The following is a 23,111-nucleotide window of genomic DNA, read 5'->3' as shown; positions in this document are numbered from 1 at the left end:
GTCGCTCCTGCCGCGTGCGGATCAGTAGCGGTAGTGGTCCGGCTTGTACGGGCCCTCGATCTTGACGCCGATGTAGTCGGCCTGCTCGGGGCGGAGCGTGGTGAGCTTGACGCCGAGGGCGTCGAGGTGGAGGCGGGCGACCTTCTCGTCGAGGTGCTTGGGCAGCACGTAGACGTCGGTCGGGTACTCCTGCGGCTTGGTGAAGAGCTCGATCTGCGCCAGGGTCTGGTCCGCGAACGAGTTCGACATCACGAACGACGGGTGGCCGGTCGCGTTGCCCAGGTTCAGCAGACGGCCCTCGGAGAGGACGATCAGGACCTTGCCGTCGGGGAACTTCCAGGTGTGGACCTGCGGCTTGACCTCGTCCTTGACGATGCCCTCGATCTTGGCCAGGCCGGCCATGTCGATCTCGTTGTCGAAGTGGCCGATGTTGCCCACGATCGCCTGGTGCTTCATCTTGGCCATGTCCGAGGCCATGATGATGTCCTTGTTGCCCGTGGTCGTGATGAAGATGTCCGCCGTCTCGACGACGTCGTCCAGCGTCGCGACCTGGAATCCGTCCATCGCCGCCTGCAGCGCGCAGATCGGGTCGATCTCGGTGACGATGACGCGCGCACCCTGGCCGCGCAGCGACTCGGCGCAGCCCTTGCCGACGTCGCCGTAGCCGAACACGACCGCGACCTTGCCGCCGATGAGGACGTCGGTGGCGCGGTTGATGCCGTCGATGAGCGAGTGGCGGCAGCCGTACTTGTTGTCGAACTTCGACTTGGTGACGGCGTCGTTCACGTTGATCGCCGGGAACAGCAGCGCGCCCTCGGACATCATCTCGTACAGGCGGTGGACACCCGTGGTGGTCTCCTCGGTGACGCCGCGGATCTCGGACGCGAGCTGCGTCCACTTCTGCGGGGTCTCGCCGAGGGTGCGGTTCAGCAGGGTGAGGATGTGGCCGTACTCCTCGGAGTCCGCCGTGGACGGGTCCGGGGCGGAGCCGACCTTCTCGAACTCGACGCCCTTGTGGACGAGGAGGGTGGCGTCACCACCGTCGTCGAGGATCATGTTCGGGCCGCCGGTGGGGGTGTTCGGCCAGGTCAGCGCCTTCTCCGTGCACCACCAGTACTCCTCCAGCGTCTCGCCCTTCCAGGCGAAGACGGGGACGCCCTGCGGGTTCTCCGGGGTGCCGTTCGGGCCGACGGCGATGGCGGCGGCCGCGTGGTCCTGGGTGGAGAAGATGTTGCAGGAGGCCCAGCGGACGTCGGCGCCGAGGGCGACCAGCGTCTCGATCAGGACGGCCGTCTGCACGGTCATGTGCAGGGAGCCGGTGATGCGGGCGCCGGCCAGCGGCTGGGTCTCGGCGTACTCCCGGCGGATCGACATCAGGCCGGGCATCTCGTGCTCGGCCAGGGTGATCTCCTTGCGGCCGAAGGCGGCGAGGGAAAGGTCTGCGACCTTGAAGTCCATGGGTGCTGCTCCTCATGGTTCGAGAGGGTGGGTACGGCTGAGCCGCGCATCGCCTGTGGGGACGGTGCACCGAGCACTCAGTCCGTCGGGGGCCCTCTCTCCCCTCGGCCGGTCGCGAGGACCGCCCGACCGCCATCAGCAGCGACGCCTGACACTGATGACGAATCTACACCGATCGGCCGAGCGCGCCCCAGTGGGCAGGGGAAGAAGTCGCCGCATGAACGGCCGCATCGACGGCCGGATCGACGGCCGGATCGACGGCCGCGTCGACATCCGGGCGAACAGCCGCGCGAAGAGGGGCCGTCCGGCGGACGGATATCGAGCGTCTTTCGGTCTTTTGAACCGCCCTTGCCTGTTGGACGATGCCGGGGGATCACTCGTATGCGCGTGGACGTGAAGGAGATTTCAGTGACCACTCCGGCCGACTCTCCCGGTAACGGGACCGCGGGCGTGCGCAGGCGCCCGAAGCTGCTCGCCGTCACCGCGTGCCCCACCGGGATCGCGCACACGTACATGGCCGCGGAGAAGCTCCAACAGGCCGCCGCCCGCCTCGGCGTCGACATGAAGGTGGAGACGCAGGGCTCCATCGGAGCCGAGAACGTGCTCTCTGACAACGATGTCAGCGAGGCGGACGGGATCATCATCGCCGCCGACAAGGAGGTCGACCGCGCGCGGTTCGCCGGAAAGCGGGTGCTGTCCACCGGCGTCGCCGACGGCATCCGCCGGCCCGAGGAGCTGATCGAGCGCGTGCGGAGCGCGCCGGTGCAGGAGGGTACGGCGGCCCCCGCGGCGGGCGGTGGCGGCGGCAAGGAGCGCAGCCTCGCGTACAAGGCCCTGATGAACGGCGTCAGTTACATGATTCCGTTCGTGGTGGTCGGCGGTCTGCTGATCGCCGTTTCGCTCGCGCTGGGCGGGCACGCCACGTCCGAGGGGTACGTGATCCCCGAGGGCACGTTCTGGGCCCACGTGAACGCCATCGGCGGCATCGGCTTCCAGCTGATGATCCCGATCCTGTCCGGCTACATCGCGTACGCCATCGGCGACCGGCCGGCGCTCGTGCCCGGCATGATCGGCGGTTTCATCGCGAACACCGGGTCGCTGTACGACTCCAAGGCGGGCGCGGGGTTCATCGGTGCCATCGTGACGGGCTTCCTGGCCGGCCACCTGGTCCTGTGGATCAAGAAGGTCAAGGTCCCCAAGGCTGTCCGGCCGGTCATGCCGATCATCGTGATCCCGATCGTCGCGACGACCACGCTCGGCCTGTTCTTCGTCTACGTCATCGGCAAGCCGATCTCCTGGGTGTTCGAGAACCTGACGAACCGGCTGTCGGGCATGACCGGGACCAGCGCGGTCCTGCTGGGCGCGATCCTCGGCCTGATGATCGCCTTCGACATGGGCGGGCCGGTCAACAAGACGGCGTTCCTGTTCGGTGCGGGGCTCATCGCCTCCGGGAACCATGCGGTGATGGGCATGTGCGCGGCGGCCATTCCGGTCATGCCGCTGGGCCAGGGCCTGGCGACGGTGCTGCGCCGCGGGCTGTACTCCGAGCAGGAGCGCGAGACCGGTATGGCGGCGCTGTTCATGGGGATGTTCGGCATCTCGGAGGGTGCGATCCCGTTCGCGGCGGCGCGGCCGGCGATCGTCATCCCGGCGAACATGCTCGGTGGTGCGGTGGCCGGCGCGATCGCCGGTGTGGCGGCTGTGGGCGATCACGTGCCGCACGGCGGGCCGGTCGTGGCGGCGCTGGGTGCGGTCGGCGGTGTGGGCTGGTTCCTGGTCGCGATCGTGGCCGGCACCGTGGTCACTGCTCTGACCACCAACGCGCTCATCGACGTCACGGAGCGCCGGGGCGGGGTCGCCGCCCCGGTGGCCACGGCGGCGCCCCCGGCCCCCGAGCCGGTGCTCGCCGGCGTCGGCACGGGCACGGGGACCGCGACGGCTACCGCAGCCGCTGCCGCCCCCGCCGCCGCTCCGGCCGGTGCGCCCGAGGCGCTTTCCGGGTATCTGACCGCGCTGACCGTGAAAACCGGGCTGGCGGCCGGCTCGAAGGAGGCTGCCATCCGCGAGATGGCCGAGATGCTGGCCGCGACCGGCAACGTACGGGACGTGGACGAGCTCGTACGGGTCGCCCTCGACCGCGAGGCCCGGGGCACGACGGGTCTCGGCGAGTCCATCGCGATCCCGCACGCCAAGACGGATGCGGTGGAGCGGCCCACGGTGGGCTTCGCCCGGTCCGACGCGGGCATCGAGTGGGGCTCGCCCGACGGGACGAGGGCCCGGCTGGTCTTCATGATCTCCGTGCCGGAGGCCGCCGCCGGCGACGAGCACCTGCGGATCCTGGCGCTGCTGTCCCGCAAGCTCATGGACGCGGACTTCCGGGACCGGCTGCAGTCGGCCCCGGACGTCCCGGCCGTCCTGGACGTGCTCCGCGAGATCCGGTAGCCCGTACGACCTCCCGCGCACGGACCGGTGACGGGCGACCACCGCGGCGACTCGAACGCACCGCCGGCCCCGTACGGAGAAAGGCCCCCGCCGGGCGCGGTCTGCGCGCGGCGGGGGCCTTCGTACGGGTGTGGCGGGGGGTCAGGTCTTCGCGGAGGTGTCCGACTCCGCGTGGTAGATGTCCGGCTCCAGGTAGATCACGCGGGCGATCGGGACCGCCTCGCGGATCCGGGCCTCGGCGGCGTTGATGGCGTCCGCCACCTGCGTCGCGGTGTCGTTGCCCTCGACCGCGATCTTGGCGGCGACCAGGAGCTCCTCCGGGCCGAGGTGGAGGGTGCGCATGTGGATCACGCGGGTGACGACATCGCCGTCGACGAGCGCGGCCTTGATCTTCTCGACGTCCTCCGTGCCCGCGGCCTCGCCGAGCAGCAGGGACTTGGTCTCGGCGGCGAGCACGACCGCGATGAGGATCAGCAGGGCGCCGATGCAGAGGGTGCCGATGCCGTCCCAGACGCCGTCGCCGGTCGCAAGCGCGAGGCCGACGCCGACGAGGGCCAGGACCAGGCCGACGAGGGCGCCGAAGTCCTCCAGCAGGACCACCGGCAGCTCGGGTGCCTTGGCGCGCCTGATGAACTGGGTCCACGACAGCGCGCCGCGGATCTCGTTCGACTCCTTGATGGCCGTACGGAAGGAGAACCCCTCCGCGATGACCGCGAAGACGAGCACGCCGACCGGCCAGTACCAGGCCTCGATGGGATGCGGGTGCTGGACCTTCTCCACGCCCTCGTAGATGGCGAACATGCCGCCGACGGTGAAGAGCACGATGGAGACGAGGAAGGCGTAGATGTAGCGTTCGCGCCCGTACCCGAAGGGGTGTTGCGGCGTCGCCTCGCGCTGGGCCTTCTTTCCGCCGAGGAGCAGCAGCCCCTGGTTCCCGGAGTCGGCCAGCGAGTGGACGCTTTCCGCGAGCATCGACGACGAGCCGCTGAAGACGAAGGCCACGAACTTGGCTACAGCGATGGCGAGGTTGGCGGCGAGTGCCGCCACGATCGCCCTGGTACCGCCCGACGCGCTCATGGGTTTCCGGAGTCCCTTCCTCGGTACGGCGCCCCTGCCCGGGGCGCCGCGCTACGGCGGCACATTGTTGCAGTCGTAGCGCCGGACGCCACGTCAGAGGGCGACGGTGGCACGGAAGATCGTGCCGATTCCGGACAGTTCGGTCTTTTCGCCTGCCGGGACGAAGACCGATTCTCCGGGGGACAGCGTCACTTCGCCGGCCTTCGGGCGGCCCGTCGTGCACAGCAGGATCTGCGGGGCGTCGTCCGGGAGGGCGTGCGGGGCGGCGCCGGCGGCCAGGGCGAAACGGGAGAGCTGGAATTCGTCGATGGGGCTCTCGTAGACCTCCTCGCCGTTGCCCTCGGGGCGCTGTACGGCCGGGTCGCCGGGCTCGAACCGCACGATCTTCAGGAGCTCGGGCACGTCCACGTGTTTGGGGGTGAGACCGGCGCGCAGCACGTTGTCGGAGTTGGCCAGCAGCTCCACGCCGAGGCCGTCGAGGTAGGCGTGCGGAACGCCGGCGCCGAGGAACATGGCCTCGCCGGGCTGGAGTCGGACGTGGTTGAGGAGCATGGCCGCGATCACGCCCGGGTCGCCCGGGAAGTGGTGCACGAGCGAGGCGTACGGCGCGTACGGGCCCCCGAGGCGTTCGATCGCGGCGCCGGCCTCGGCCACCGTACGGGCCATCTCGGCGCGGTCCGCGGTCAGTACGGCGGTGAGCATCTCGCGCAGCGCCGCCTCCTCCGGGTGGGCCCGGAGCAGGTCGACGTACGGCACGAGGGAGTTGACTCCGAGGCCCGCGAGCAGGTCGGCGGCCTCCAGCGGCGGGCGGAAGCCGCACAGGCCGTCGAAGTGCGTGAGCGCGCAGACCATCTCGGGCTTGTGGTTGGGGTCCTTGTAGTTGCGGTGGGCCGCGTCGACGGGGACCCCGCGGCGCTCCTCGTCGGCGTAGCCCTCCTTCGCCTGCGCGAGGTCGGGGTGGACCTGGAGGGAGAGCGGTGCCCCGGCCGCGAGGATCTTGAGGAGGAAGGGCAGCCGGGGGCCGAACCTGGCGACGGCGGCTGCTCCGAGCTCGCGCTCGGGGTCGGCGGCGATGACGTCCGCGAGGGTGGTCTCGCCGGCGCCGCGGTCGAGGCGGGACGGGGCGCCCGGGTGCGCGCCCATCCACATCTCGGCCTGGGGCTCCCCGGTGGGTGCGACACCGAGGAGCTCGGGGATCGCGGTGGTCGACCCCCAGGCGTAGGGGCGGATCGTGTTCGTCAGGCGGTCCATCTTCGTCCGTCTTCCTGGATGAAGGGCCGGCACGGTGGTGTGCTCAGCCGTGTCCCCTGGTCGCCAGCGCCAGGTAGGCGGTGGCGAAATCCGTGACGGCGAGGAGTTCGGCGAGCTGTTCCAGTTCGCTGCCTTCCTCTGGTTCGAGCTCGCTGATGGCCGTGTCGTGGCTGAGGGCGAGCTCGCGCGCGGCCGGGGCCGCGGTGAGGCCGCCGGCGGGCCGGTCGCGCAGCAGGACGATGCGGGCGCGGAGGGCCTGGGGCTCCTCCACCCGGTCACGGAAGAAGTCTTCGGGATCGGCGCCGGCGGCGAAGGAGCCGGCGAGCAGGACCCCGTGGGCGGGCAGCGCCTCGGGGAGGTCGGCGGCCAGTGCGGGGCGGCCGGCGAGTTCGGCGAGCGTGGCGGCGAAGCGGCGGCCGGCCGGGCCCGCGCCGGCGCCCTCGCTCCAGATGAGCGGGAGGGTGTCGGCGAGCTCGGCGGCGAGGGTCTTGGCCGGGTTGGAGTACGTGGCGATGGCCGGACCGCAGCGCTCGGCGGTGCGGTCGAGCCGGTCGGCGACGCGCTGGAGGGTGTCCGGGGCGGCGGTGATCAGCCCGACCTTGTCGAGGAGCAGCAGCAGCGGGGTCAGCAGGGCCCACAGGGCGCCGGGTCCGGCCGCGGCGGATTCGTCGTACTCCTGGTACGGCGCCTTGGCCATCGGTACGAGGAGCCCGTGCGCGCCGTCCACGGCCTCGCTCAGCGGGGAGCGCTCGGGCGCGACGGCGACGACGGTGCAGCCGCGCCGGTAGGCCTGCTCGGCGAGGACGGCGAGCCCGGGTTCGGTGCCGTCGGTGGTGGCGAGGAGCAGCAGGTCGACGGAGCCGGCCCAGCCGGGCAGCGCCCAGCGCAGGGCTCCGGCGGCGTGGGCGACGCCGGTGGGGTGCAGTCGGGTGACGGGCGCGGAGGCTCCGGCGAGGGCGCCGAGCAGGTCGGCGACTCCGGTGGCGGCGGTACCGGGCCCGGCGATGAGGACGGAACGGGGCCGGCCGTCGGGGCGCAGGTCGGCGAGGCCGGCCTCGGTCGCGTGCCGGGCTGCGGTACGAACTCTGGCCCCGGCCTCGGCGGCGCCGCGGAGCAGGCCGCGGCGGTCGGCGCGGGCGAGTTCGTCCGGTGCGTCGAGGAGCGACTCGTCGAGCATTGCGGCCTCCGGCTGACAGCTGGTTCAGAAGGGCGGGCGACTCGGTTGCTCGGGCGCCCGGCGCTGCGACGGGCGCCCCGTGGTGCCTGTGCGGTGCCCGCGCGGCCTGGGGCTGGACGCCCCGGGTGCCGGGCGGCGGCCTCAGGCGGGGCGGCGGGCCTCGTCGACGAGGAGGACCGGGATGCCGTCGCGGACCGGGTAGGCGAGGCCGCAGTCCCGGCCGGTGCAGATCAGCTCGGGGGCCGCTTCGTCGGCCGACTTGTCCTCGAGGGGCGCGTGGCAGGCGGGGCAGGCGAGGATCTCCAGAAGGCCGGCTTCGAGCGGCATGGGGCGGTTCCCTTCGAACATGCGGATTGGGCGAGGTCAGCGTACCGCCGGGCCGCACGTCGCGCGGCCCGGCGGTGACACGGTGCTGAAGAGACGGCCTAGGCGCGGACGAGGGCGAGGACCTCGTCGCGGACCTTGGCGAGGGTGGCGGGGTCGCGGGCTTCGACGTTGAGGCGCAGCAGCGGCTCGGTGTTGGAGGCGCGCAGGTTGAACCACCAGTCGGCGGAGCTGGCGGTCAGGCCGTCGAGCTCGTCGAGGGTGATGCCCTCGGCGGTGCCGTACGCGGCCTTGACGGCGGCGAGCCGGTCGGCCTGGTCGGCGACGGTGGAGTTGATCTCGCCGGAGCCCTCGTAGCGGTCGTAGGAGGCGACCAGCTCGGAGAGCGGGCCGTCCTGGCCGCCGAGGGCCGCGAGGACGTGGAGCGCGGCGAGCATGCCGGTGTCCGCGTTCCAGAAGTCCTTGAAGTAGTAGTGCGCGGAGTGCTCGCCGCCGAAGATGGCGCCGGACTTGGCCATCTCCTCCTTGATGAAGGAGTGGCCGACGCGGGTGCGGACGGGGGTGCCGCCGTGCTCGCGGACGACCTCCGGGACGGACCAGGAGGTGATCAGGTTGTGGATCACGGTGCCGGTGCCGCCGTTGCGGGCCAGCTCGCGGGCCGCGACCAGGGCGGTGACGGCGGACGGGGAGACGCCCTCGCCGCGCTCGTCGACGACGAAGCAGCGGTCGGCGTCGCCGTCGAAGGCGAGGCCGAGGTCGGCGCCCTCGGCCTTCACGCGGGCCTGGAGGTCGACGATGTTCTTCGGGTCGAGGGGGTTGGCCTCGTGGTTCGGGAAGGTGCCGTCCAGCTCGAAGTACATCGGGACGACGTCGAGGGGCAGGCCCTCGAAGACGGTCGGGACGGTGTGGCCGCCCATCCCGTTGCCGGCGTCCACGACCACCTTCAGCGGGCGGATGCTGCTGAGGTCGACGAGGGACTTGAGGTGCTCGGCGTACCCGGTGAGGGTGTCCTGCTCCGTGACCGTGCCCGGGACTGTGCCGGCGGCGACGGCCGGGGCGCCCTGGTCGGACCACTTCTCGGCGAGCTCGCGGATGGCGGTGAGGCCGGTGTCCTGGCCGACGGGGGCGGCTCCGGCCCGGCAGAGCTTGATGCCGTTGTAGCGGGCCGGGTTGTGCGAGGCCGTGAACATCGCGCCGGGCAGGTCCAGCGTGCCGGAGGCGTAGTACAGCTGGTCGGTGGAGCACAGCCCGATCAGGGTGACGTCGACGCCGCGGGCGGCGGCGCCGCGGGCGAAGGCGCCGGACAGGGCGGGCGAGGAGGGCCGCATGTCGTGGCCGACGACGATCGCCGCGGCGCCGGTGACCTCCACGAAGGCGGCACCGAACAGCTCGGCCAGCGACTCGTCCCACTCGTCCGGTACGACACCACGTACGTCGTACGCCTTGACGATGTTCGAAAGATCTGCGGCCACTGCCTGCCCTCCTGAGGTGCTGTGCGTGGGGCAAACCTACCCTGCACGGAGAGCGACTTTTCAGACCATGTGTATGTCAGGAGTCGGGCGAACGCAGGACGCGCAGGTGTCCTCGACGGGTCTCCCCGGTGTTGCCGCCGCCGCTGCCCGGACGGGTTCCGCCGGCCTCGGCGGCGCGGTCGTGGGGGCGGGCAGCCTCACGGACGGCATTGGCCAGGGCTTCGAGGTCGTCGCCGCTCGGGCGGGACGGCGCGGAGCCGTCGGTGAGGCGCACGACGTCCCAGCCGCGCGGGGCGGTCAGGCGCTCGGAGTGCTCGGCGCACAGGTCGTAGCAGTGGGGTTCTGCGTAGGTGGCGAGCGGGCCGAGAACTGCGGTCGAATCGGCGTAGACGTACGTCAGTGTCGCGACGGCAGGGCGGCCGCACGCAGTGCGCGAACAGCGACGTACAAGGCTCACGACGTTGGACGGTACCGCACTCTTGACCGGGCCGCGACGACTCTCCCGCGGGCCACTCCCCCGTGTCGTGCCTGCGGCGGGGCGCGGCGGGTCCGGAAACCCCCGGGTGGGAGGGGTTGCGGGGGCTACGCTGCGGGGGTGACGGACAGCCCCCTGCCCCCCGGCCCGCCCCGCCCTGCCGAGCCTCCCGCCGAGCCGCGGCCCCGGCGTCGCGACCGGCACGGGCGCGGGATGCGCGGGCCGCTGGCCCCGCCGCAGGTGCCGCTGTCGGCGAGCCGGGCGGAGCTGTTCGGGGACCTCGTACGGGACTCGGTCGAGCGGCTGGAGCGGCGCTGGCCGCAGCTGGCGGAGGTGGAGTTCGTGGTCGCGGACGTCCCGGGGCCGCCGGGCGGTCCGGACGCCGGCTGGAACGACGAGGCGGTGCCGCTCGGGGCGCTGTCGGAGGCGGCGGGGACGGAACGGCCGGCGCGGGTCGTGGTGTTCCGGCGGCCGGTGGAGATCCGCACGAAGAGCCGGGACGAACGGGCGCTGCTCGTGCACGAGATCGTGGTGGAGCAGGTCGCGGAGCTGCTGGGGCTGTCCCCGGAGACGGTCGACCCGCGGTACGGCCAGGACTGACCGGCCGTACCGCGGGCGCGAACCGCCAGGGCCTGTCCTAGTCGGTCAGGACCGTGAGGTCCTGGGTGGCCTTGGGGACCGAGACCATCGCGTGGTCGTCCGACAGCGGCTGGATCGTGAACATCGGCGTGCCCTCGTGGGGCAGGGTCAGGGTGCGGGCCGCGTACACGGGGCCGCCGGAGACGGTCTCGACCGTCAGCGCGTAGGCGCCCTTGGCCCCGGCCGGGGCCAGCGACACCGTCTGCGTCGTGCCCGCCTTGACCGTGACCTCCTTCGACGCCGGCTCCCCGGCCTCGGTGCCCGGCGAGGCCGTCACCTTCACTTTCGCATCGGCGCCGCCCGCCGCCGTCAGCGAGAGCACCGTCGCGTTCTCGTCGGCCCGGTTGTCGGCGACCGTCGCCCGCGTCCCCACCGGCCCGGTCGCCGGGACGAAGCCCAGGTCCTGCTTGGCGCCGCTGCCGCGGACCACGCGGACGGCCGCCACCACCGGCACGGCCTTCTTGCTGTTCGCCGGGGCCAGCAGCAGCGAGCCCGCCTCGCCGCGGGTCACGTCCTTCAGGTCGAGGCTCGCCGTCATGCCGCCCTTGAGGTGCAGCTGCTCGTTGCCCGCCGGGCTGATCGAGCCGTTCGGCCCGGCCAGCTTGACCGTGAGGTCCGCGTCCTCCTCGCCCGGCGCGAAGGCGACCAGCCGTACGGAGGTGGCGTCCGCCGGGATCCCGGGCAGCACCAGCGAGCCCGCCGGGTCGGTGGAGGCCGGCAGCCAGTCGGCGCCCACCCCCTCCTCGCCGACCTGCACGGAGGCGCCGACCCGGCCCGCCCGGGTCGTCACATGGGCGGTGACGTCCGCGAGCTGGGCCCCGGGGGCGAGGGAGGCCAGCGAGACGGACTTGGTGGACTTGGGGTCGATCCGGATGTTCTCGCCGGTGCCGCCCTCGGACTTCACCGCCCCGTCCGGGCCGAACATCTTGATGTCGATCACGGCCGCGGTGTCGTCCGGGTTGGTGAGGTGCACGTAGTCCTCGCGCCCCTTGGCCGTACTCGCGCCGGGGAACCAGAAGTCGGTGCCGGGCGCGGTGCAGCCGACGCCGAGGACGCCGCGCGCCCGGCCGACCGAGACCTTCGTGGTCTGCTGCGCGGTCCAGCCGGGGGCCAGGATCCCGTCGGCGACACCCACCAGTGCGGGCGCCTCCGCGCCGGAGGCGGCGGCCCCGGCCGGCTTGCCGCGCTCCTTGAGCTCGAGCACCGGCTTGGCCTCCTTGGTCGCGCCGAGGAGGCGGGCCGTGCCCTTGCCTGCGCCGGCGGCGCCTGGGGTGATCGCCGTGTACGTGGTCTCCGCGATGTCCGAGGAGCTGGGCGCCGGGCAGACCAGCGCGGACCGCTCCACCGGCATCCGGGCCGCGGCCGCCGTCCGGGCGTCGGCGGCCGGGGCGGCGGGGGCGGTGAGGTATCCGACGCCGGTGACGGCCGCCAGGGCCGCGGCCACCGCCGCCAGCGTCAGGGGTGCGCGCTGCTTCACTGCTGGGGGCTCCCGTCCGGACGCGGGTCGTGCTGTCCGTAGGTGTCGTACGGCTGCTCGTACGGCGGGTAGGGGTACGGCTGCTGCTGCGGCTGCTGCGGGTATCCCTGCGGGTCGTCGTAGCCCTGCTCCGGGTAGGGGTACTGCTCGTAATCCGGGGCCTGGGCGGGCGCCGGCACGTACGGCTGCTGGGGCTGCTGGTCGTACGCGTAGCCCTGGTCGCCGTAGGCCTGGTACGCGTACGTCTCCTCCCCGTACACCGGCTGCGCCGGGATCTGCGCGTACGGGTCGGCGACCGCGCCCGAGGGCTCCTCGGCGGCGGCCGTCGCGGCAGCCGCGGACTCCGCCTCCGCGCGCAGCCGGCGGGCCCGGCGGCCCTCTCCGGCCTCGCCCGCGGCGGACCGGTCGGCGGCTTCCGCCTCCTCCTCGGGCAGGTCGTCGTCGAGGCTCGCCCGGCGGCCGGGCAGGGCCATCACGAGCAGCACCAGTGCGAGCAGGCCCTGGGCCCAGTGCCAGGCGGTCCGGGTCAGCGCGTCCTCGTGGACGAGGTCGAGGCGGCCGCCGGCGGCGGGCAGTTCGAAGCCCTGGGCCCAGCCGTCGAGGGTCTTGGGCTTGAGGGGCTTGCCGTCGAGGGTGGCCCGCCAGCCGGGGGCGGCCCGGTCGGCGATGCGCAACACCCGACCGGCACCGCCCGCCTCGCCCGCCGGGATCTTGGTGTGGGCCTCGACGGGGCCGGAGGCGACCGGGATGGGGGCCTCGCCCGGCTTGCCGGAGACGATGGCGGCGCGGGCGACCTGGCGGTCCACGCGCCACAGGGCGCTGCCGTCGAGCTGGCTGAGGCGGCTGAGGCCCGGGGTGGCGTCGAGGACCTTGCGCATCTGCTGCGGGGCCCCGTCGCGGACCAGGATGTAGCGGATGGCGAAGCCGCTGAGCTGGTCGGTCTGGTCGGCGCCGGAGCCGGCGACGAGGCTGGAGACGACCTTGTCGAGCTGGGGGCTGCTGCCGGCCGCGGCGGCGAGTTCGGCGTCGCCGAGGCGGCCGCCGGAGCCGCGGACCAGGGTGTAGGAGACCGTGGCGGGCGAGGTGCCGCCGAGGACGAGGGTGCGGGCCTGGTCGCGGGTGCCGCTCTCCTCGGCGACGAACGCGGGGACCTGGACCGGGTCGCGCCGCTCCAGCGGGCCGTCGGCGCCGCTGATCATCCAGCCGGCGGCGCCGAGCAGCGGGCCGGCGACGGCGCCGAGCGCGATCAGCGCGGCCAGCGGCTGGCGCCAGCCGAAGCTGCTGGCGGCGACCCGCTCCTTGGCCCCCTCTGCGCCGACGGCGGCGGCCGCGAGGAGGGCCAGTCCGTAGACGAGGGTGGCGGGCCCGGCCCAGCCGGTGCGGTTGACGACGACGGCCAGGAGCAGGGCCGCCAGGGCGGTGGCCCAGGCGGTGCGGACGGCGAACCGGCGCTCGGCGCGCAGCAGGGCGGCCAGGGCGGCGAGGACGATGCCGATGAGGAGCAGGCCGCCGGCGGTGCGGGGGCCGCCGGGACTGATGCCGAGGAGGTCCAGGGCGGTGGCCGAGCCGGATCCGTACGGCAGGCCGGCCTCGTGCAGGAGCCGGCCGGGGTGCATGAGCAGGGTCAGCGACCAGGGGGCGAGCACGAGGAGCGGGACGGCGAGGGTGGCGAGCAGCCGCAGGCCGTACGTCTTCCACCGGGCGCGGCGCAGCACGAGGGCGGCGGTGCCGAGGACGGCGGCCAGGAGCCACACGACGGGGGTGAAGGCGGTGGCCAGGGTCAGCAGGAGGGTGTACGTCCACACCGGGCGCCAGCCGGACCGTTCGCCTTCGGATTCGGCGGAGCCGAAGGCGAAGGCCGCGACGGCCGAGCGGGCGATGAGCGGGAGCAGGATCGCAAGGACGGCGGTGCCGAGGCGGCCGCCGGCGAGGGCGCCGGTGACGGCGGGCAGGAAGGCGTAGGCGACGGCGGCCCAGGCGCGCAGCAGCCGGGAGTCGACGAGCGGCCGGGAGGCGAAGTAGGCGGTGAGCCCGGCGAGCGGGACCGAGCAGACCAGCAGCAGGGTCAGCGCCGCGCTGGTGGAGCCGAACAGCACGGTGGCGAAGGCGCCGAGGACGGCGAGGTACGGGGGCGCTCCGGCGGTGGAGCCGGCGGCGACGGGCTGCCAGTCGTCGGTGTAGCTGCGCCAGAGGGCGAGCCCGCTGTCGGGGGCGGGCAGCAGGGCGCCGCCCATCAGCGAGCCGCCGCCGAGCAGGGCGCGGCAGGCGATGACGGAGACGAGCAGGAGGAGGGCGAAGAGGACGGGCGCGGGGTTGCGGGCGATCCGCTTGAGGCGCGCGAACTGTTCGATCTCGAGGTAGTCGGCGTCGTCGCCGCCGGGGCCGGACTCGACGGCCCCGCCGTGCCGGCCGATGGCGGCCGTGTCGGTGTCGCGGTCGCCGCCGAAGTACCCGGCGAGCTGTTCGGCGTTGGCCCGCAGGCTCGCGCCGGGCGGCGGGAACAAGGGGCGCAGTTCCTTGGCGGGGACGGCGGGCCGGCCCCGTCTGCGGCGGGCGCCGAGGATCCGGCCGGGGCGCAGCAGGGTGGCGAGGAGGCCGGTGATCTCGTCGACGGCCTGGCCGGGTGCCTTGCCGACGAGGTAGGCGAGGGTGCGGAGCACGGTGCCGACGAGGAGGCGCAGCAGGACGTACGGCAGGGCGCCGGCGGAGCTGTTGGCGAGCACGGTGTAGACGGCGCCGGCCTTGTCCACGCGGTGCGGGCTGGCGCTCGTACGTCCGGCGCAGTCGACGGTGCGGCGCTCGCGGGCGGAGGCCTCGGCGTGCCGCAGGACGGCGTCGGGGGCGACGAGCACGGTGTGGCCGGCGCTCTGGGCGCGCCAGCAGAGGTCGACGTCGTCGCGCATGAGGGGCAGGCGGCGGTCGAAGCCGCCGAGGGCCTCGTACACGTCGCGGCGCACGAGCATGCCGGCGGTGGAGACGGACAGGACGGGGCGGACCTGGTCGTGCTGGCCCTGGTCCTGTTCGCGGCGGTCGAGGCCGGTCCAGCGGCGGCCGCTGCGGGCGATGGTGACGCCGGCCTCGAGGAGCTGCTTCTTGTCGTACCAGCCGCGCAGCTTGGGGCCGATGACGGCGGCGTCGGGGTTCTCCTCGGCGACGCGCAGCAATTCGGTGAGGGCGTCGGGTTCGGGGGCGCTGTCGTCGTGGAGCAGCCAGAGCCACTGGACGGGGTCGCCGTGGGGGAGTTCGGGGAGGTCGTAGGCGTCGTCGCGCCAGGTGCGGCTGACGGGGTCCCAGCCGCTGGGGCGCTTGAGGTACGGGAGGTCCTCGGGGCTCAGGGTGCCCGCGCTGCGGGCGGCTTCGTCGACGGCGGCGCCGAAGCCGGTGCGGCGGGCGAGGTGGAGGACGCGATCCTCGCCGAGGGCCTCGCCGAGCAGGCGCGCGGATTCGTCGGCGCTGCCGGTGTCGGCGGCGACGTGGCTCTGCGCGGGGCGTTCTTGGCCGAGGAGGCCGGCGAGCGTCCTGGGCAGCCAGCGGGCGCCGTCGTGGGCGACGAGCACCGCGGTGACGACGTGCCGGGGGAACTCGGGTGTGGCGGCAGCCTGGTAGGAGGCCGTCGACTGGCTGTGCAGGGACATCGCTCTACTGGCCCTCCGGCCTGGGGGTCCCCCCGGACGCGGTCCGGGGAGTGGGTCCGGGGGTGGTTGTGCTCCCGGAGGCTGCTGGACAGCGCCCCACACTAACGGCTGGGAACACAGCGGTCCGCCTCCTGCGGGGAAGGTGCAGGAGGCGGACCGTTTGCTCTGCTCATTGCTTTGTTCTGAAGCTTTGTTCCGAAGCGTGTTCTGCGTACCGACCGGTGTTGCCCAGTGTTGCGCTGTGTTGCTCCGTGTTGCGCTGTGTGCTCAGACGGCTGCTTTTTTCAGCCGTCGGCGTTCGCGCTCGGACAGGCCGCCCCAGATGCCGAATCGCTCGTCGTTGGCGAGGGCGTACTCGAGGCATTCGGAGCGGACTTCGCAGGCGAGGCAGACCTTCTTGGCCTCGCGGGTGGAGCCGCCCTTCTCGGGAAAGAAGGACTCGGGGTCGGTCTGGGCGCAAAGAGCACGCTCCTGCCATCCGAGCTCTTCGTCCGCCTCCTCGACCAGCAGTTCCTGAAACAGCTCGGTCATGTGCGCCCCTCGCTCTGTCTGTGCGTCCCCGTGGTGGTGCCGTTACTGATCGCTACGTAACGACACGAGTGAAATTACAAGTGGGCCGCTCCAGCGCAGTCAAGCCGAGATCTGCTATTGGGCCCCTTATTCACTCTGCGGAACCAAGCGTATGCAGAAAGTGTTCATATCGCCAAAAATCGTGACACATGCCACTGGCGCCCCACTGTGCCCCTGTTCACCCGCAATCGACGTGCCCCTCCGCGGCGTGGTTGCGATCAAGCCAAAGAAGCGGCGCAGATCACATTCCGGTCACGGAGCGGCGTGTCGTCGTCCGGGCGGTTCGGGTGGGCTCCGGTGTGACGTGGAGCGCCACCTCCCCTACATCGGAATGCACAAACCTTTCTCCGAGCACAGCAACCGGATCAGATGAAACTTTCGCGACAAACGAGGCATTGGGTTGACAGTCCGGCCTACGACCCGGTCTCCTTGTCCCCATGTCAGTGACCTCAGCAGCCACCCGGACCCCCATTCGTGGGTTCCTGTGCGCTGCCCAGGTTCGCTGTTGCTGTTGCTGCTGTTGATGCCTTCGGAGCCCCCGGCTCCCCTGAGCTCCGGCCACCCCCACAGCGACCGCCAGCACGACTGACATCCATCGAGGACTCCCCGATGAACACCACTCCCGTAACCGTCGAGAGCGACCTCCAGATCGCCGGCGACATCCTCTCCGTCCAGCACCTCCTGCAGCCCGCCCGCGAGCACCCGGCCACCGTCTCCGAGTTCGTCGGCCTCGCGCGCACCATCGCCGCGAACCGCGCCGAGTGGGAGCACCTGGTCGAGTACGACGCCACCACCCGCTGGTACCACCGGCTGCGCACGGGCCCCGGCTACGAGGTCTGGCTGCTCAGCTGGGTCCCCGGCCAGGGCAGCGGCCGGCACGACCACGGCTCCTCCTCCGGCGTCCTGACCGTCCTCGACGGCGAGCTCACCGAGCACGGCCCGCGCGGGCCGCTCGCCCTGGGCGCCGGCTCCCAGCGCGTCTTCGCCCCCGGGTACGCCCACGAGGTGGTCAACGACGGCCTCGACGGAGCGGTCAGCCTGCACATCTACTTCCCGGGCCTGACCGAGATGCCGATGCACACCTGCTCCCCGGCCCGGCCCGAGGCCCTTTCCGTCTGACGCGGCCGGACCGCGTCCGCCTCGGCCGGGCCTGACCGTCCCGCCCGTCACCCGACCACCGCCTTCAACGGCAGCCTGCGGCTGACAGACTGTCCGCATGCGCATTGTTGTTCTGGCCGGCGGCATCGGCGGCGCCCGTTTCCTCCGCGGACTGAAGTCGGCGGTTCCCGACGCGGACATCACGGTCATCGGCAACACCGGTGACGACATTCACCTGTTCGGGCTGAAGGTGTGCCCCGATCTGGACACGGTGATGTACACCCTCGGCGGTGGCATCAACGAGGACCAGGGCTGGGGCCGCACCGACGAGTCCTTCACCGTCAAGGAGGAGCTCGCGGCGTACGGGGTCGGACCCACCTGGTTCGGCCTCGGCGACCGCGACTTCGCCACCCACATCGTCCGTACGCAGATGCTCGGCGCGGGCTACCCGCTGAGCGCCGTCACCGAGGCGCTCTGCGACCGCTGGCAGCCCGGGGTCCGGCTGCTGCCCATGTCCGACGACCGCGTCGAGACCCACGTCGCCGTGAACGACCCCGACACCGGCGAGCGACGCGTCATCCACTTCCAGGAGTACTGGGTCCGGCTGCGCGCCTCGCTCGACGCCGAGGCCGTCGTGCCCGTCGGCGCCGAGCAGGCCAAGCCCGCTCCCGGTGTGCTCGAGGCCGTCGCGGCCGCCGACCTGATCGTCCTCCCGCCGTCCAACCCGGTCGTCTCGGTCGGCACCATCCTCGCCGTGCCCGGCATCCGCGAGGCCGTGGCCGCCGCCGAGGCGCCCGTCGTCGGCCTCTCCCCCATCGTCGGGGGCGCTCCCGTGCGCGGGATGGCCGACAAGGTGCTCGCCGCCGTCGGCGTCGAGTCGACCGCCGCGGCCGTCGCCCTGCACTACGGCAGCGACCTGCTCGACGGCTGGCTCGTGGACACCGCCGACGCGGACGCGGTCGCCGCGGTGGAGGCCGCCGGGATCGCCTGCCGCGCGGTGCCGCTGATGATGACCGACCTGGCCGCCACCGCCGCGATGGCCCGCGCCGCGCTGGAGCTCGCGGAGGCCTCCCGGTGAGTCTCCCTTCCGTTCCCGCCGTTCCCTCGTACGAGGTGCGCGCCGTCGCCGGGATCCCGGAGGTCCGCCCCGGCGACGACCTCGCGCGGCTCATCGCTGCGGCCGGGCCGGAGCTGCGGGACGGGGACGTCCTGCTGGTCACCTCGAAGATCGTCTCCAAGGCGGAGGGCCGGATCGTCCGCGCCGACTCCCGCGAGGACGTCATAGACGCGGAGACGGTACGGGTCGTCGCGCGCCGGGGCCCGCTGCGGATCGTCGAGAACCGGCAGGGGCTGGTCATGGCGGCGGCCGGCGTCGACGCCTCGAACACCGAGCCGGGCACGGTGCTGCTGCTGCCCGCGGACCCCGACGCCTCGGCCGCCGCGATCCGTGCCGGTCTGCGCGAGCTGCTGTCCGTCGAGGTGGGCGTCATCGTGACCGACACCTTCGGGCGGCCGTGGCGCACCGGGCTCACGGACGTGGCGATCGGCTCGGCCGGGGTGCGGGTCCTGGACGACCTGCGCGGCGGTACGGACGCCCACGGCAATCCGCTGAGCGCGACGATAGTGGCCACGGCGGACGAGCTGGCCGCGGCCGGAGACCTGGTCAAGGGCAAGGCGGCCGGGCTGCCGGTGGCGGTCGTACGCGGGCTGGGGCACGTACTGGGCGAGGGTTCGACGGCGGCCGACCTGGTGCGCTCGCCGGCCGACGACATGTTCCGGCTGGGCACCTCGGAGGCGGTACGGGAAGCCGTGACGCAGCGCCGTACGGTACGGGCCTTCACGGCGGACCCGGTCGACCCGGGCGCGGTCCGCCGGGCGGTGGCGGCGGCCGTGACGGCCCCGGCGCCGCACCACACCACACCGTGGCGGTTCGTCCTGCTGGAGTCGGCGGCGGCGCGGCTCGAGCTGCTGGACGCGATGCGGGACGCGTGGGTCGAGGACCTGCGGCGGGACGGCAAGTCCGAGGAGTCCATCGCGAAGCGGGTACGGCGCGGGGACGTGCTGCGCCAGGCCCCGTACCTGGTGGTGCCGTGCATGGTGACGGACGGCGCGCACGACTACGGGCACGCCCGGCGCGATGCGGCGGAGCGGGAGATGTTCGTGGTCGCGATGGGCGCGGGCGTGCAGAATTTCCTGGTCGCGCTGGCCGGGGAGCGGCTGGGCTCGGCGTGGGTGTCCTCGACGATGTTCTGCCGGGACGTGGTGCGCAAGGTGCTCGGGCTGCCGCAGGGCTGGGACCCGATGGGCGCGGTGGCCGTGGGCCACGCCGCGGCGGCTCCGGCGCAGCGGCCGGCGCGGTCGGCGGAGGACTTCATCGAGGTCCGGTAGGGCGCCCGGTCACAGGCGCCCGATGTCCGTCTTCCGCATCTTCGGGGCGCGGCGGGGCGGTGCGTGGCCCGCGAGGAGGATCAGGCGGGCCGCGCGGTGGCGCTGGCCGGCGTACGGGGCGAGCAGCTCCAGCATGGCGTCGTCGTCGGCGTCCCGGTTCCCGGCGAGGGCGTAGCCGATGATGCCGGGCAGGTGCAGGTCGCCGGTGGTGACCGCGTCGGCGGCGCCGTTGCTGCGCTGGAGGGTCTCGGCGGAGGTCCAGGGGCCGATGCCGGGTACGGCCTCCAGCCGGGCGGCGGCCTGCGGGAGCTCCATGGCGGCGGCCTCCTCCAGCCGGTTCGCCACGCGGGCGCAGCGGACGATCGCGGCGGAGCGCTTGGCGTCGACGCCGGCCTTGTGCCAGTCCCAGGACGGGATCAGCGCCCAGGTCCGGGCGTCGGGCATGACGTACAGGCCCTGCGGGCCGTGCTCGGGGCCGGGGGCGGGCTCCCCGTACTGGCACACCAGGCGCCGCCAGGCGCGGTACGCCTCGTCGGTGGTGACCTTCTGCTCCAGGACGGTCGGGACCAGGGACTCCAGGACCAGTCCGGTACGGGTGAGGCGCAGGCCGGGGCGGCGGCGGTGGCTGGCGTGCAGGAGGCGGTGGCGGGGGACGAAGGCGGCGGGGTCGTCGCCGTCGCCGAGGAGGGCGGGGAGGCTGTCGAGCATCCACTCGGCGCCGGGGCCCCAGGCCTCCGCTTCGGCGGCACCGGCGCCTCGGCTCAGTGCCACGCGGAGGGTGGCCGGGCCCTGGGGGGTGCGGCTGGTCTTCCAGACGGAGCCGTCGGGGGTGGTGCGGAAGGTGGGGTCGGCGGGGCCGCGTCTGAGCGGGCCGAGCGTGAGCCCGAGGTCGACGACCCCCTCGGGCGTCCAGGTTCGGGCCAGGGCCCGGGCCCGCGCCCCGGTCGGGGCGGTGCCTGCCGAGGTTCCGGTGCCTGCGGGCACGGTGGTGCGGCCGCCGCGGACGGCGGTGCGGGTGAGGGGGTCGAAGCGGCCGGCCATGCCATTGAGCGTAGCCCTGCGGCGCCGGTCCCCCACCCGCCCTTCCGCCTTTCCCCGGGCTCCGCCCCGACCCGTTCGGCCGCCCGCCGCGGCCCCGCCATGATCCGGAGGACACCCCCTAGGGGCGGCCCTGGAGCTTGGCCGATGAGGTGCGGGTCGGGGGGAGTTGGCCGTACAGGAGCTTGCCCGGGCATTCCGTGGCGAAGCCGTCGCGGTGGCCCGAGATGACGTTCAGCTTCACGTTCGTGCCCTTCGCGAAGAGGTTGCCGCCGCCCGACTTCAGCGTGGTCTTCGCCCGCGGGTCCCGGTTGAACAGCCCGAGCTTCCACGCCGTCAGCTGGGCCACCGCCTTCACCGCGGCGGCGGGCGGTGCGGTGGTCGTGTACGTGCCGATCACCGCGATGCCCATGCTGTCCGTGTTGAAGCCCATGGTGTGCGCGCCTTGCACCGCCTTGGCGACTCCGCCCGCCCGGCCCTCGTACACCGTGCCGCACTTGTCGACGGCGAAGTTGTAGCCGATGTCGCGCCAGCCGCTGCTGACCACGTGGTAGCGGTACAGGCTGCGCAGCACCTTCGGGGCGTCCTTGCAGGTGTAGTTGTTGCCCGAGGCGCTGTGGTGGACGAAGGCCGCCTTGACCGTGCTCGTGTAGACGAAGCCCGCCTCGCGCAGGGATTCGTCCGCGCCCCAGCCCAGCCGCGTGACGATCCGCGGCCGCGGGCCGATGTACGGGCGGGCCGCCGCGCTGAGGGTGCCGTCGCTGGCGAGGACCGCGTCGGCGGTGGAGTCCGCCTTGTTGAGCGCGGTGATCTCCTTCGCCCCGAGGGGGGCCAGCGGGACGTTCGCGGAGGAGGACTCCGCCGTCTCCATGGTCATGCCCGGCAGGGCCTCCACGTCGCCCTTGTCGTCGCCTTCGGGTTCGTCGGAGGTGCCCGAGGCGCCGTTCTTGGCGTCGATCACCGTCACCGGGTCCGTCGCCCCCGGGTCGACGAGTTCGATCCGCATGCCGGACGGGAGCCGGGCCGCCGCGCGGGTGGCCGGGGCTCCGGGTTCCGCCTGGACGCGGACCTCGACCCCGTCGGAGTCGCCGACCCACAGCGGGGCCGTGCTGCCGCGGACCCGGCCGGTGCCGCTCTCCGCGGTGCCGAGGTCGGGGGCGTGTTCGCTGTTGTGGGTCTCTAGGTCCTGCCAGTCGGACCAGGTCCCGGTCGCCACCGCGCGGGTGCGGACCTGGACCCGGCCGAACAGCTGGGTGCTCGCGTCGTCCCAGACGACGCCGACCAGCGAGAACCTCTTGACCTCGCGCGGCGGCAGACCCCGGGTCTCGGGCAGCCGGGGCGAGGTGCTCATGCCGGGGACGCCGGGGGACCGGTCGGCCGCGGGACCCAGGGGGGCGAGCGGCAGCGACTGGGTGGACCCGGCTGGGGCCACGGGGGCGGCCGCGCTCATGGACGGCGCGGCCAGGGCCGGAGTGGAGAGCGCGAGCGGCAGGGCCAGGGCTGCGGCTGTCGCGACACCGATCGAGGAAGCAAGGAATCCACGCATGAAAGCGATGCTGAGCACAGTCACCACGAAGCGCCATCGGAGAACTGACGGCCCGTCCGATGCGGGGCGCGTGTGGCTCGCCCGTACGGAGGAGCCGGTGCCCGCCGTACGGGCGAGGGCCCGCGCGTAGGCTGGGGCGGGTGAACGCCACTGACCGCACCCCTGCCGACCTGCTGCGATCCGCGCTCGCCGCCGATCCGGGCCGCCCTCTCGTCACCTTCTACGACGACGCCACGGGCGAGCGCGTCGAATTGTCCGTCGCCACCTTCGCCAATTGGGTGGCCAAGACCGCCAATCTGCTCCAGGGCGACCTGGGCGCCGAGCCCGGTGACCGGCTCGCGCTGGTGCTCCCCGCGCACTGGCAGAGCGCCGTGTGGCTGCTCGCCTGTGCCTCGGTGGGGGTCGTCGCCGAGGTGGGCGGGGATCCGGCCGACGCCGATCTGGTGGTGAGCGGCCCCGACACCCTGGAGGAGGCCGCGGCCTGCTCCGGCGAGCGGGTCGCGCTCGCGCTGCGGCCGCTGGGCGGGCGGTTCCTGCAGCCGCCCGCCGGGTTCGCGGACTACGCGGTGGAGGTGCCGGGGCAGGGCGACCGGTTCGCCCCGTTCGTCCCCGTGGACGCGAACGGCCCGGGGCTGGTGGTCGGCGGCGAGGAGCTGTCGTACGCACGGATCGTCGAGCGCGCCCGCGAGGACGCGGCGAAGCTCGGCCTCGGCGCGGGTTCGCGGCTGCTGTCCGGGCTCGGCTACGACGGCTGGGACGGGCTGTCGGCAGGGCTTTTCGCCGCGCTGGCTGCGGGCGGGTCCGTGGTGCTGTGCCGGAACCTGGACCGGCTGTCGGCGGACGGCCTGGCGCAGCGGATCGAGAGCGAGCGCGTCACCCACACCGCCGCCTGACGAGGCCTGTCGCCGGGCTGCGCCGTCACCCACTCCGCCCAACCGCAAGGCCGGGCGATCTGTCACCCGCATGGCCCTAGACAGGGGCCTGCCCCCGGGCCGCCCCGACGGGCCGGGGGCACGATCGGCAGAGGCCGTGCATCCACCCGTA

Annotated in this window: 19 protein-coding genes; 7 read left to right on the top strand and 12 right to left on the bottom strand. The window is 73.4% G+C overall.

Translation table 11 applies throughout. From position 1 onward, the window contains the following. Positions 1–21: 21 nt before the first annotated feature. Positions 22–1,458 carry an adenosylhomocysteinase gene (gene ahcY, locus OG299_RS24130; RefSeq protein ID WP_327362593.1) on the bottom strand — a complete coding sequence of 479 codons (1,437 nt, stop codon included), beginning with the start codon at positions 1,456–1,458 and terminating at the stop codon, positions 22–24. A 217-nt stretch (positions 1,459–1,675) separates the two neighbouring features. Between ahcY and OG299_RS24125 the strand changes: the two genes are divergently transcribed. After that, positions 1,676–1,855: a hypothetical protein gene (locus OG299_RS24125; protein ID WP_327362592.1), complete on the top strand. Its 180-nt coding sequence runs from the start codon at positions 1,676–1,678 to the stop codon at positions 1,853–1,855. 11 nt (positions 1,856–1,866) lie between these two features. Further along, on the top strand, positions 1,867–3,900 hold the full coding sequence (locus OG299_RS24120; protein ID WP_327362591.1) for a fructose-specific PTS transporter subunit EIIC: 2,034 nt from the start codon (positions 1,867–1,869) through the stop codon (positions 3,898–3,900). 141 nt (positions 3,901–4,041) lie between these two features. Here the strand turns inward: OG299_RS24120 and OG299_RS24115 are convergent, their stop codons facing one another. From OG299_RS24115 to OG299_RS24090, 6 genes are all read right to left on the bottom strand, one after another. Further along, entirely contained in the window at positions 4,042–4,977 is a 936-nt protein-coding gene (locus OG299_RS24115; RefSeq protein ID WP_327362590.1) for a cation diffusion facilitator family transporter, read from the bottom strand. A gap of 93 nt (positions 4,978–5,070) precedes the next feature. Next, positions 5,071–6,228, bottom strand: coding sequence for a mannose-6-phosphate isomerase, class I (manA, locus tag OG299_RS24110; protein WP_327362589.1), 1,158 nt, complete (start codon positions 6,226–6,228; stop codon positions 5,071–5,073). Between the two features lie 43 nt (positions 6,229–6,271). Further along, a complete protein-coding gene (locus tag OG299_RS24105; protein ID WP_266628751.1) occupies positions 6,272–7,405 on the bottom strand; it encodes an SIS domain-containing protein in 1,134 nt (377 codons plus the stop codon). A gap of 141 nt (positions 7,406–7,546) precedes the next feature. Then, positions 7,547–7,732: a Trm112 family protein gene (locus tag OG299_RS24100; protein ID WP_266628749.1), complete on the bottom strand. Its 186-nt coding sequence runs from the start codon at positions 7,730–7,732 to the stop codon at positions 7,547–7,549. A 98-nt stretch (positions 7,733–7,830) separates the two neighbouring features. After that, positions 7,831–9,201: a phosphomannomutase/phosphoglucomutase gene (locus OG299_RS24095; protein ID WP_327362588.1), complete on the bottom strand. Its 1,371-nt coding sequence runs from the start codon at positions 9,199–9,201 to the stop codon at positions 7,831–7,833. 76 nt (positions 9,202–9,277) lie between these two features. Beyond that, positions 9,278–9,658 carry a DUF3499 domain-containing protein gene (locus OG299_RS24090; RefSeq protein WP_053791100.1) on the bottom strand — a complete coding sequence of 127 codons (381 nt, stop codon included), beginning with the start codon at positions 9,656–9,658 and terminating at the stop codon, positions 9,278–9,280. Positions 9,659–9,796: 138 nt separating this feature from the next. Between OG299_RS24090 and OG299_RS24085 the strand changes: the two genes are divergently transcribed. Continuing rightward, positions 9,797–10,276 carry a metallopeptidase family protein gene (locus tag OG299_RS24085; RefSeq protein ID WP_266628743.1) on the top strand — a complete coding sequence of 160 codons (480 nt, stop codon included), beginning with the start codon at positions 9,797–9,799 and terminating at the stop codon, positions 10,274–10,276. Between the two features lie 37 nt (positions 10,277–10,313). On the opposite strand, the gene OG299_RS24080 is transcribed toward OG299_RS24085, so the two are convergent. From OG299_RS24080 to OG299_RS24070, 3 genes are all read right to left on the bottom strand, one after another. Next, positions 10,314–11,792, bottom strand: coding sequence for a DUF5719 family protein (locus tag OG299_RS24080; RefSeq protein WP_327362587.1), 1,479 nt, complete (start codon positions 11,790–11,792; stop codon positions 10,314–10,316). After that, positions 11,789–15,427, bottom strand: coding sequence for a glycosyltransferase family 2 protein (locus tag OG299_RS24075; protein WP_327362586.1), 3,639 nt, complete (start codon positions 15,425–15,427; stop codon positions 11,789–11,791). The genes OG299_RS24080 and OG299_RS24075 overlap by 4 nt, the downstream gene beginning before the upstream one ends. A 267-nt stretch (positions 15,428–15,694) precedes the next feature. Next, positions 15,695–15,958: a WhiB family transcriptional regulator gene (locus tag OG299_RS24070; protein ID WP_003983763.1), complete on the bottom strand. Its 264-nt coding sequence runs from the start codon at positions 15,956–15,958 to the stop codon at positions 15,695–15,697. A gap of 648 nt (positions 15,959–16,606) precedes the next feature. Here OG299_RS24070 and OG299_RS24065 point away from each other — a divergent pair. The 3 genes from OG299_RS24065 to OG299_RS24055 all read left to right on the top strand — a co-directional run bounded on the left by OG299_RS24065 (position 16,607) and on the right by OG299_RS24055 (position 19,483). Further along, the gene (locus tag OG299_RS24065; RefSeq protein ID WP_327362585.1) at positions 16,607–17,116 is read left to right on the top strand and encodes a cysteine dioxygenase; all 510 of its coding nucleotides are present in this window, start codon (positions 16,607–16,609) and stop codon (positions 17,114–17,116) included. A gap of 97 nt (positions 17,117–17,213) precedes the next feature. Continuing rightward, on the top strand, positions 17,214–18,173 hold the full coding sequence (gene cofD / locus OG299_RS24060) for a 2-phospho-L-lactate transferase (RefSeq protein WP_266628735.1): 960 nt from the start codon (positions 17,214–17,216) through the stop codon (positions 18,171–18,173). Further along, the gene (locus OG299_RS24055; RefSeq protein WP_327362584.1) at positions 18,170–19,483 is read left to right on the top strand and encodes a coenzyme F420-0:L-glutamate ligase; all 1,314 of its coding nucleotides are present in this window, start codon (positions 18,170–18,172) and stop codon (positions 19,481–19,483) included. The genes cofD and OG299_RS24055 overlap by 4 nt, the downstream gene beginning before the upstream one ends. Before the next feature lie 9 nt (positions 19,484–19,492). Here the strand turns inward: OG299_RS24055 and OG299_RS24050 are convergent, their stop codons facing one another. Next, a complete protein-coding gene (locus OG299_RS24050) occupies positions 19,493–20,524 on the bottom strand; it encodes a DNA-3-methyladenine glycosylase family protein (RefSeq protein WP_327362583.1) in 1,032 nt (343 codons plus the stop codon). Between the two features lie 118 nt (positions 20,525–20,642). Then, positions 20,643–22,067, bottom strand: a complete 1,425-nt coding sequence (locus tag OG299_RS24045) for a peptidoglycan recognition protein family protein (protein ID WP_327362582.1) — start codon at positions 22,065–22,067, stop codon at positions 20,643–20,645. 140 nt (positions 22,068–22,207) lie between these two features. Between OG299_RS24045 and OG299_RS24040 the strand changes: the two genes are divergently transcribed. Next, complete coding sequence (locus tag OG299_RS24040; protein ID WP_327362581.1) at positions 22,208–22,960, top strand: TIGR03089 family protein; 753 nt, start codon at positions 22,208–22,210, stop codon at positions 22,958–22,960. The last annotated feature ends 151 nt before the right edge of the window (positions 22,961–23,111 follow it).

This window comes from Streptomyces sp. NBC_01296, from assembly GCF_035984415.1.
Classification (GTDB): Bacteria; Actinomycetota; Actinomycetes; order Streptomycetales; family Streptomycetaceae; genus Streptomyces.
The sequence above is the reverse complement of the archived record's forward strand: the minus strand, read 5'-3'. Positions and strand labels throughout refer to the sequence as shown.

Bases quoted from the DNA above. Each gene is read 5' to 3' on its own strand.
- ahcY (WP_327362593.1), bottom strand. From the start codon at position 1,458: ATGGACTTCAAGGTCGCAGACCTTTCCCTCGCCGCCTTCGGCCGCAAG.
- OG299_RS24125 (WP_327362592.1), top strand. From the start codon at position 1,676: ATGAACGGCCGCATCGACGGCCGGATCGACGGCCGGATCGACGGCCGC.
- OG299_RS24115 (WP_327362590.1), bottom strand. From the start codon at position 4,977: ATGAGCGCGTCGGGCGGTACCAGGGCGATCGTGGCGGCACTCGCCGCC.
- manA (WP_327362589.1), bottom strand. From the start codon at position 6,228: ATGGACCGCCTGACGAACACGATCCGCCCCTACGCCTGGGGGTCGACC.
- OG299_RS24105 (WP_266628751.1), bottom strand. From the start codon at position 7,405: ATGCTCGACGAGTCGCTCCTCGACGCACCGGACGAACTCGCCCGCGCC.
- OG299_RS24100 (WP_266628749.1), bottom strand. From the start codon at position 7,732: ATGCCGCTCGAAGCCGGCCTTCTGGAGATCCTCGCCTGCCCCGCCTGC.
- OG299_RS24075 (WP_327362586.1), bottom strand. From the start codon at position 15,427: ATGTCCCTGCACAGCCAGTCGACGGCCTCCTACCAGGCTGCCGCCACA.
- OG299_RS24070 (WP_003983763.1), bottom strand. From the start codon at position 15,958: ATGACCGAGCTGTTTCAGGAACTGCTGGTCGAGGAGGCGGACGAAGAG.
- OG299_RS24065 (WP_327362585.1), top strand. From the start codon at position 16,607: ATGAACACCACTCCCGTAACCGTCGAGAGCGACCTCCAGATCGCCGGC.
- cofD (WP_266628735.1), top strand. From the start codon at position 17,214: ATGCGCATTGTTGTTCTGGCCGGCGGCATCGGCGGCGCCCGTTTCCTC.
- OG299_RS24050 (WP_327362583.1), bottom strand. From the start codon at position 20,524: ATGGCCGGCCGCTTCGACCCCCTCACCCGCACCGCCGTCCGCGGCGGC.
- OG299_RS24045 (WP_327362582.1), bottom strand. From the start codon at position 22,067: ATGCGTGGATTCCTTGCTTCCTCGATCGGTGTCGCGACAGCCGCAGCC.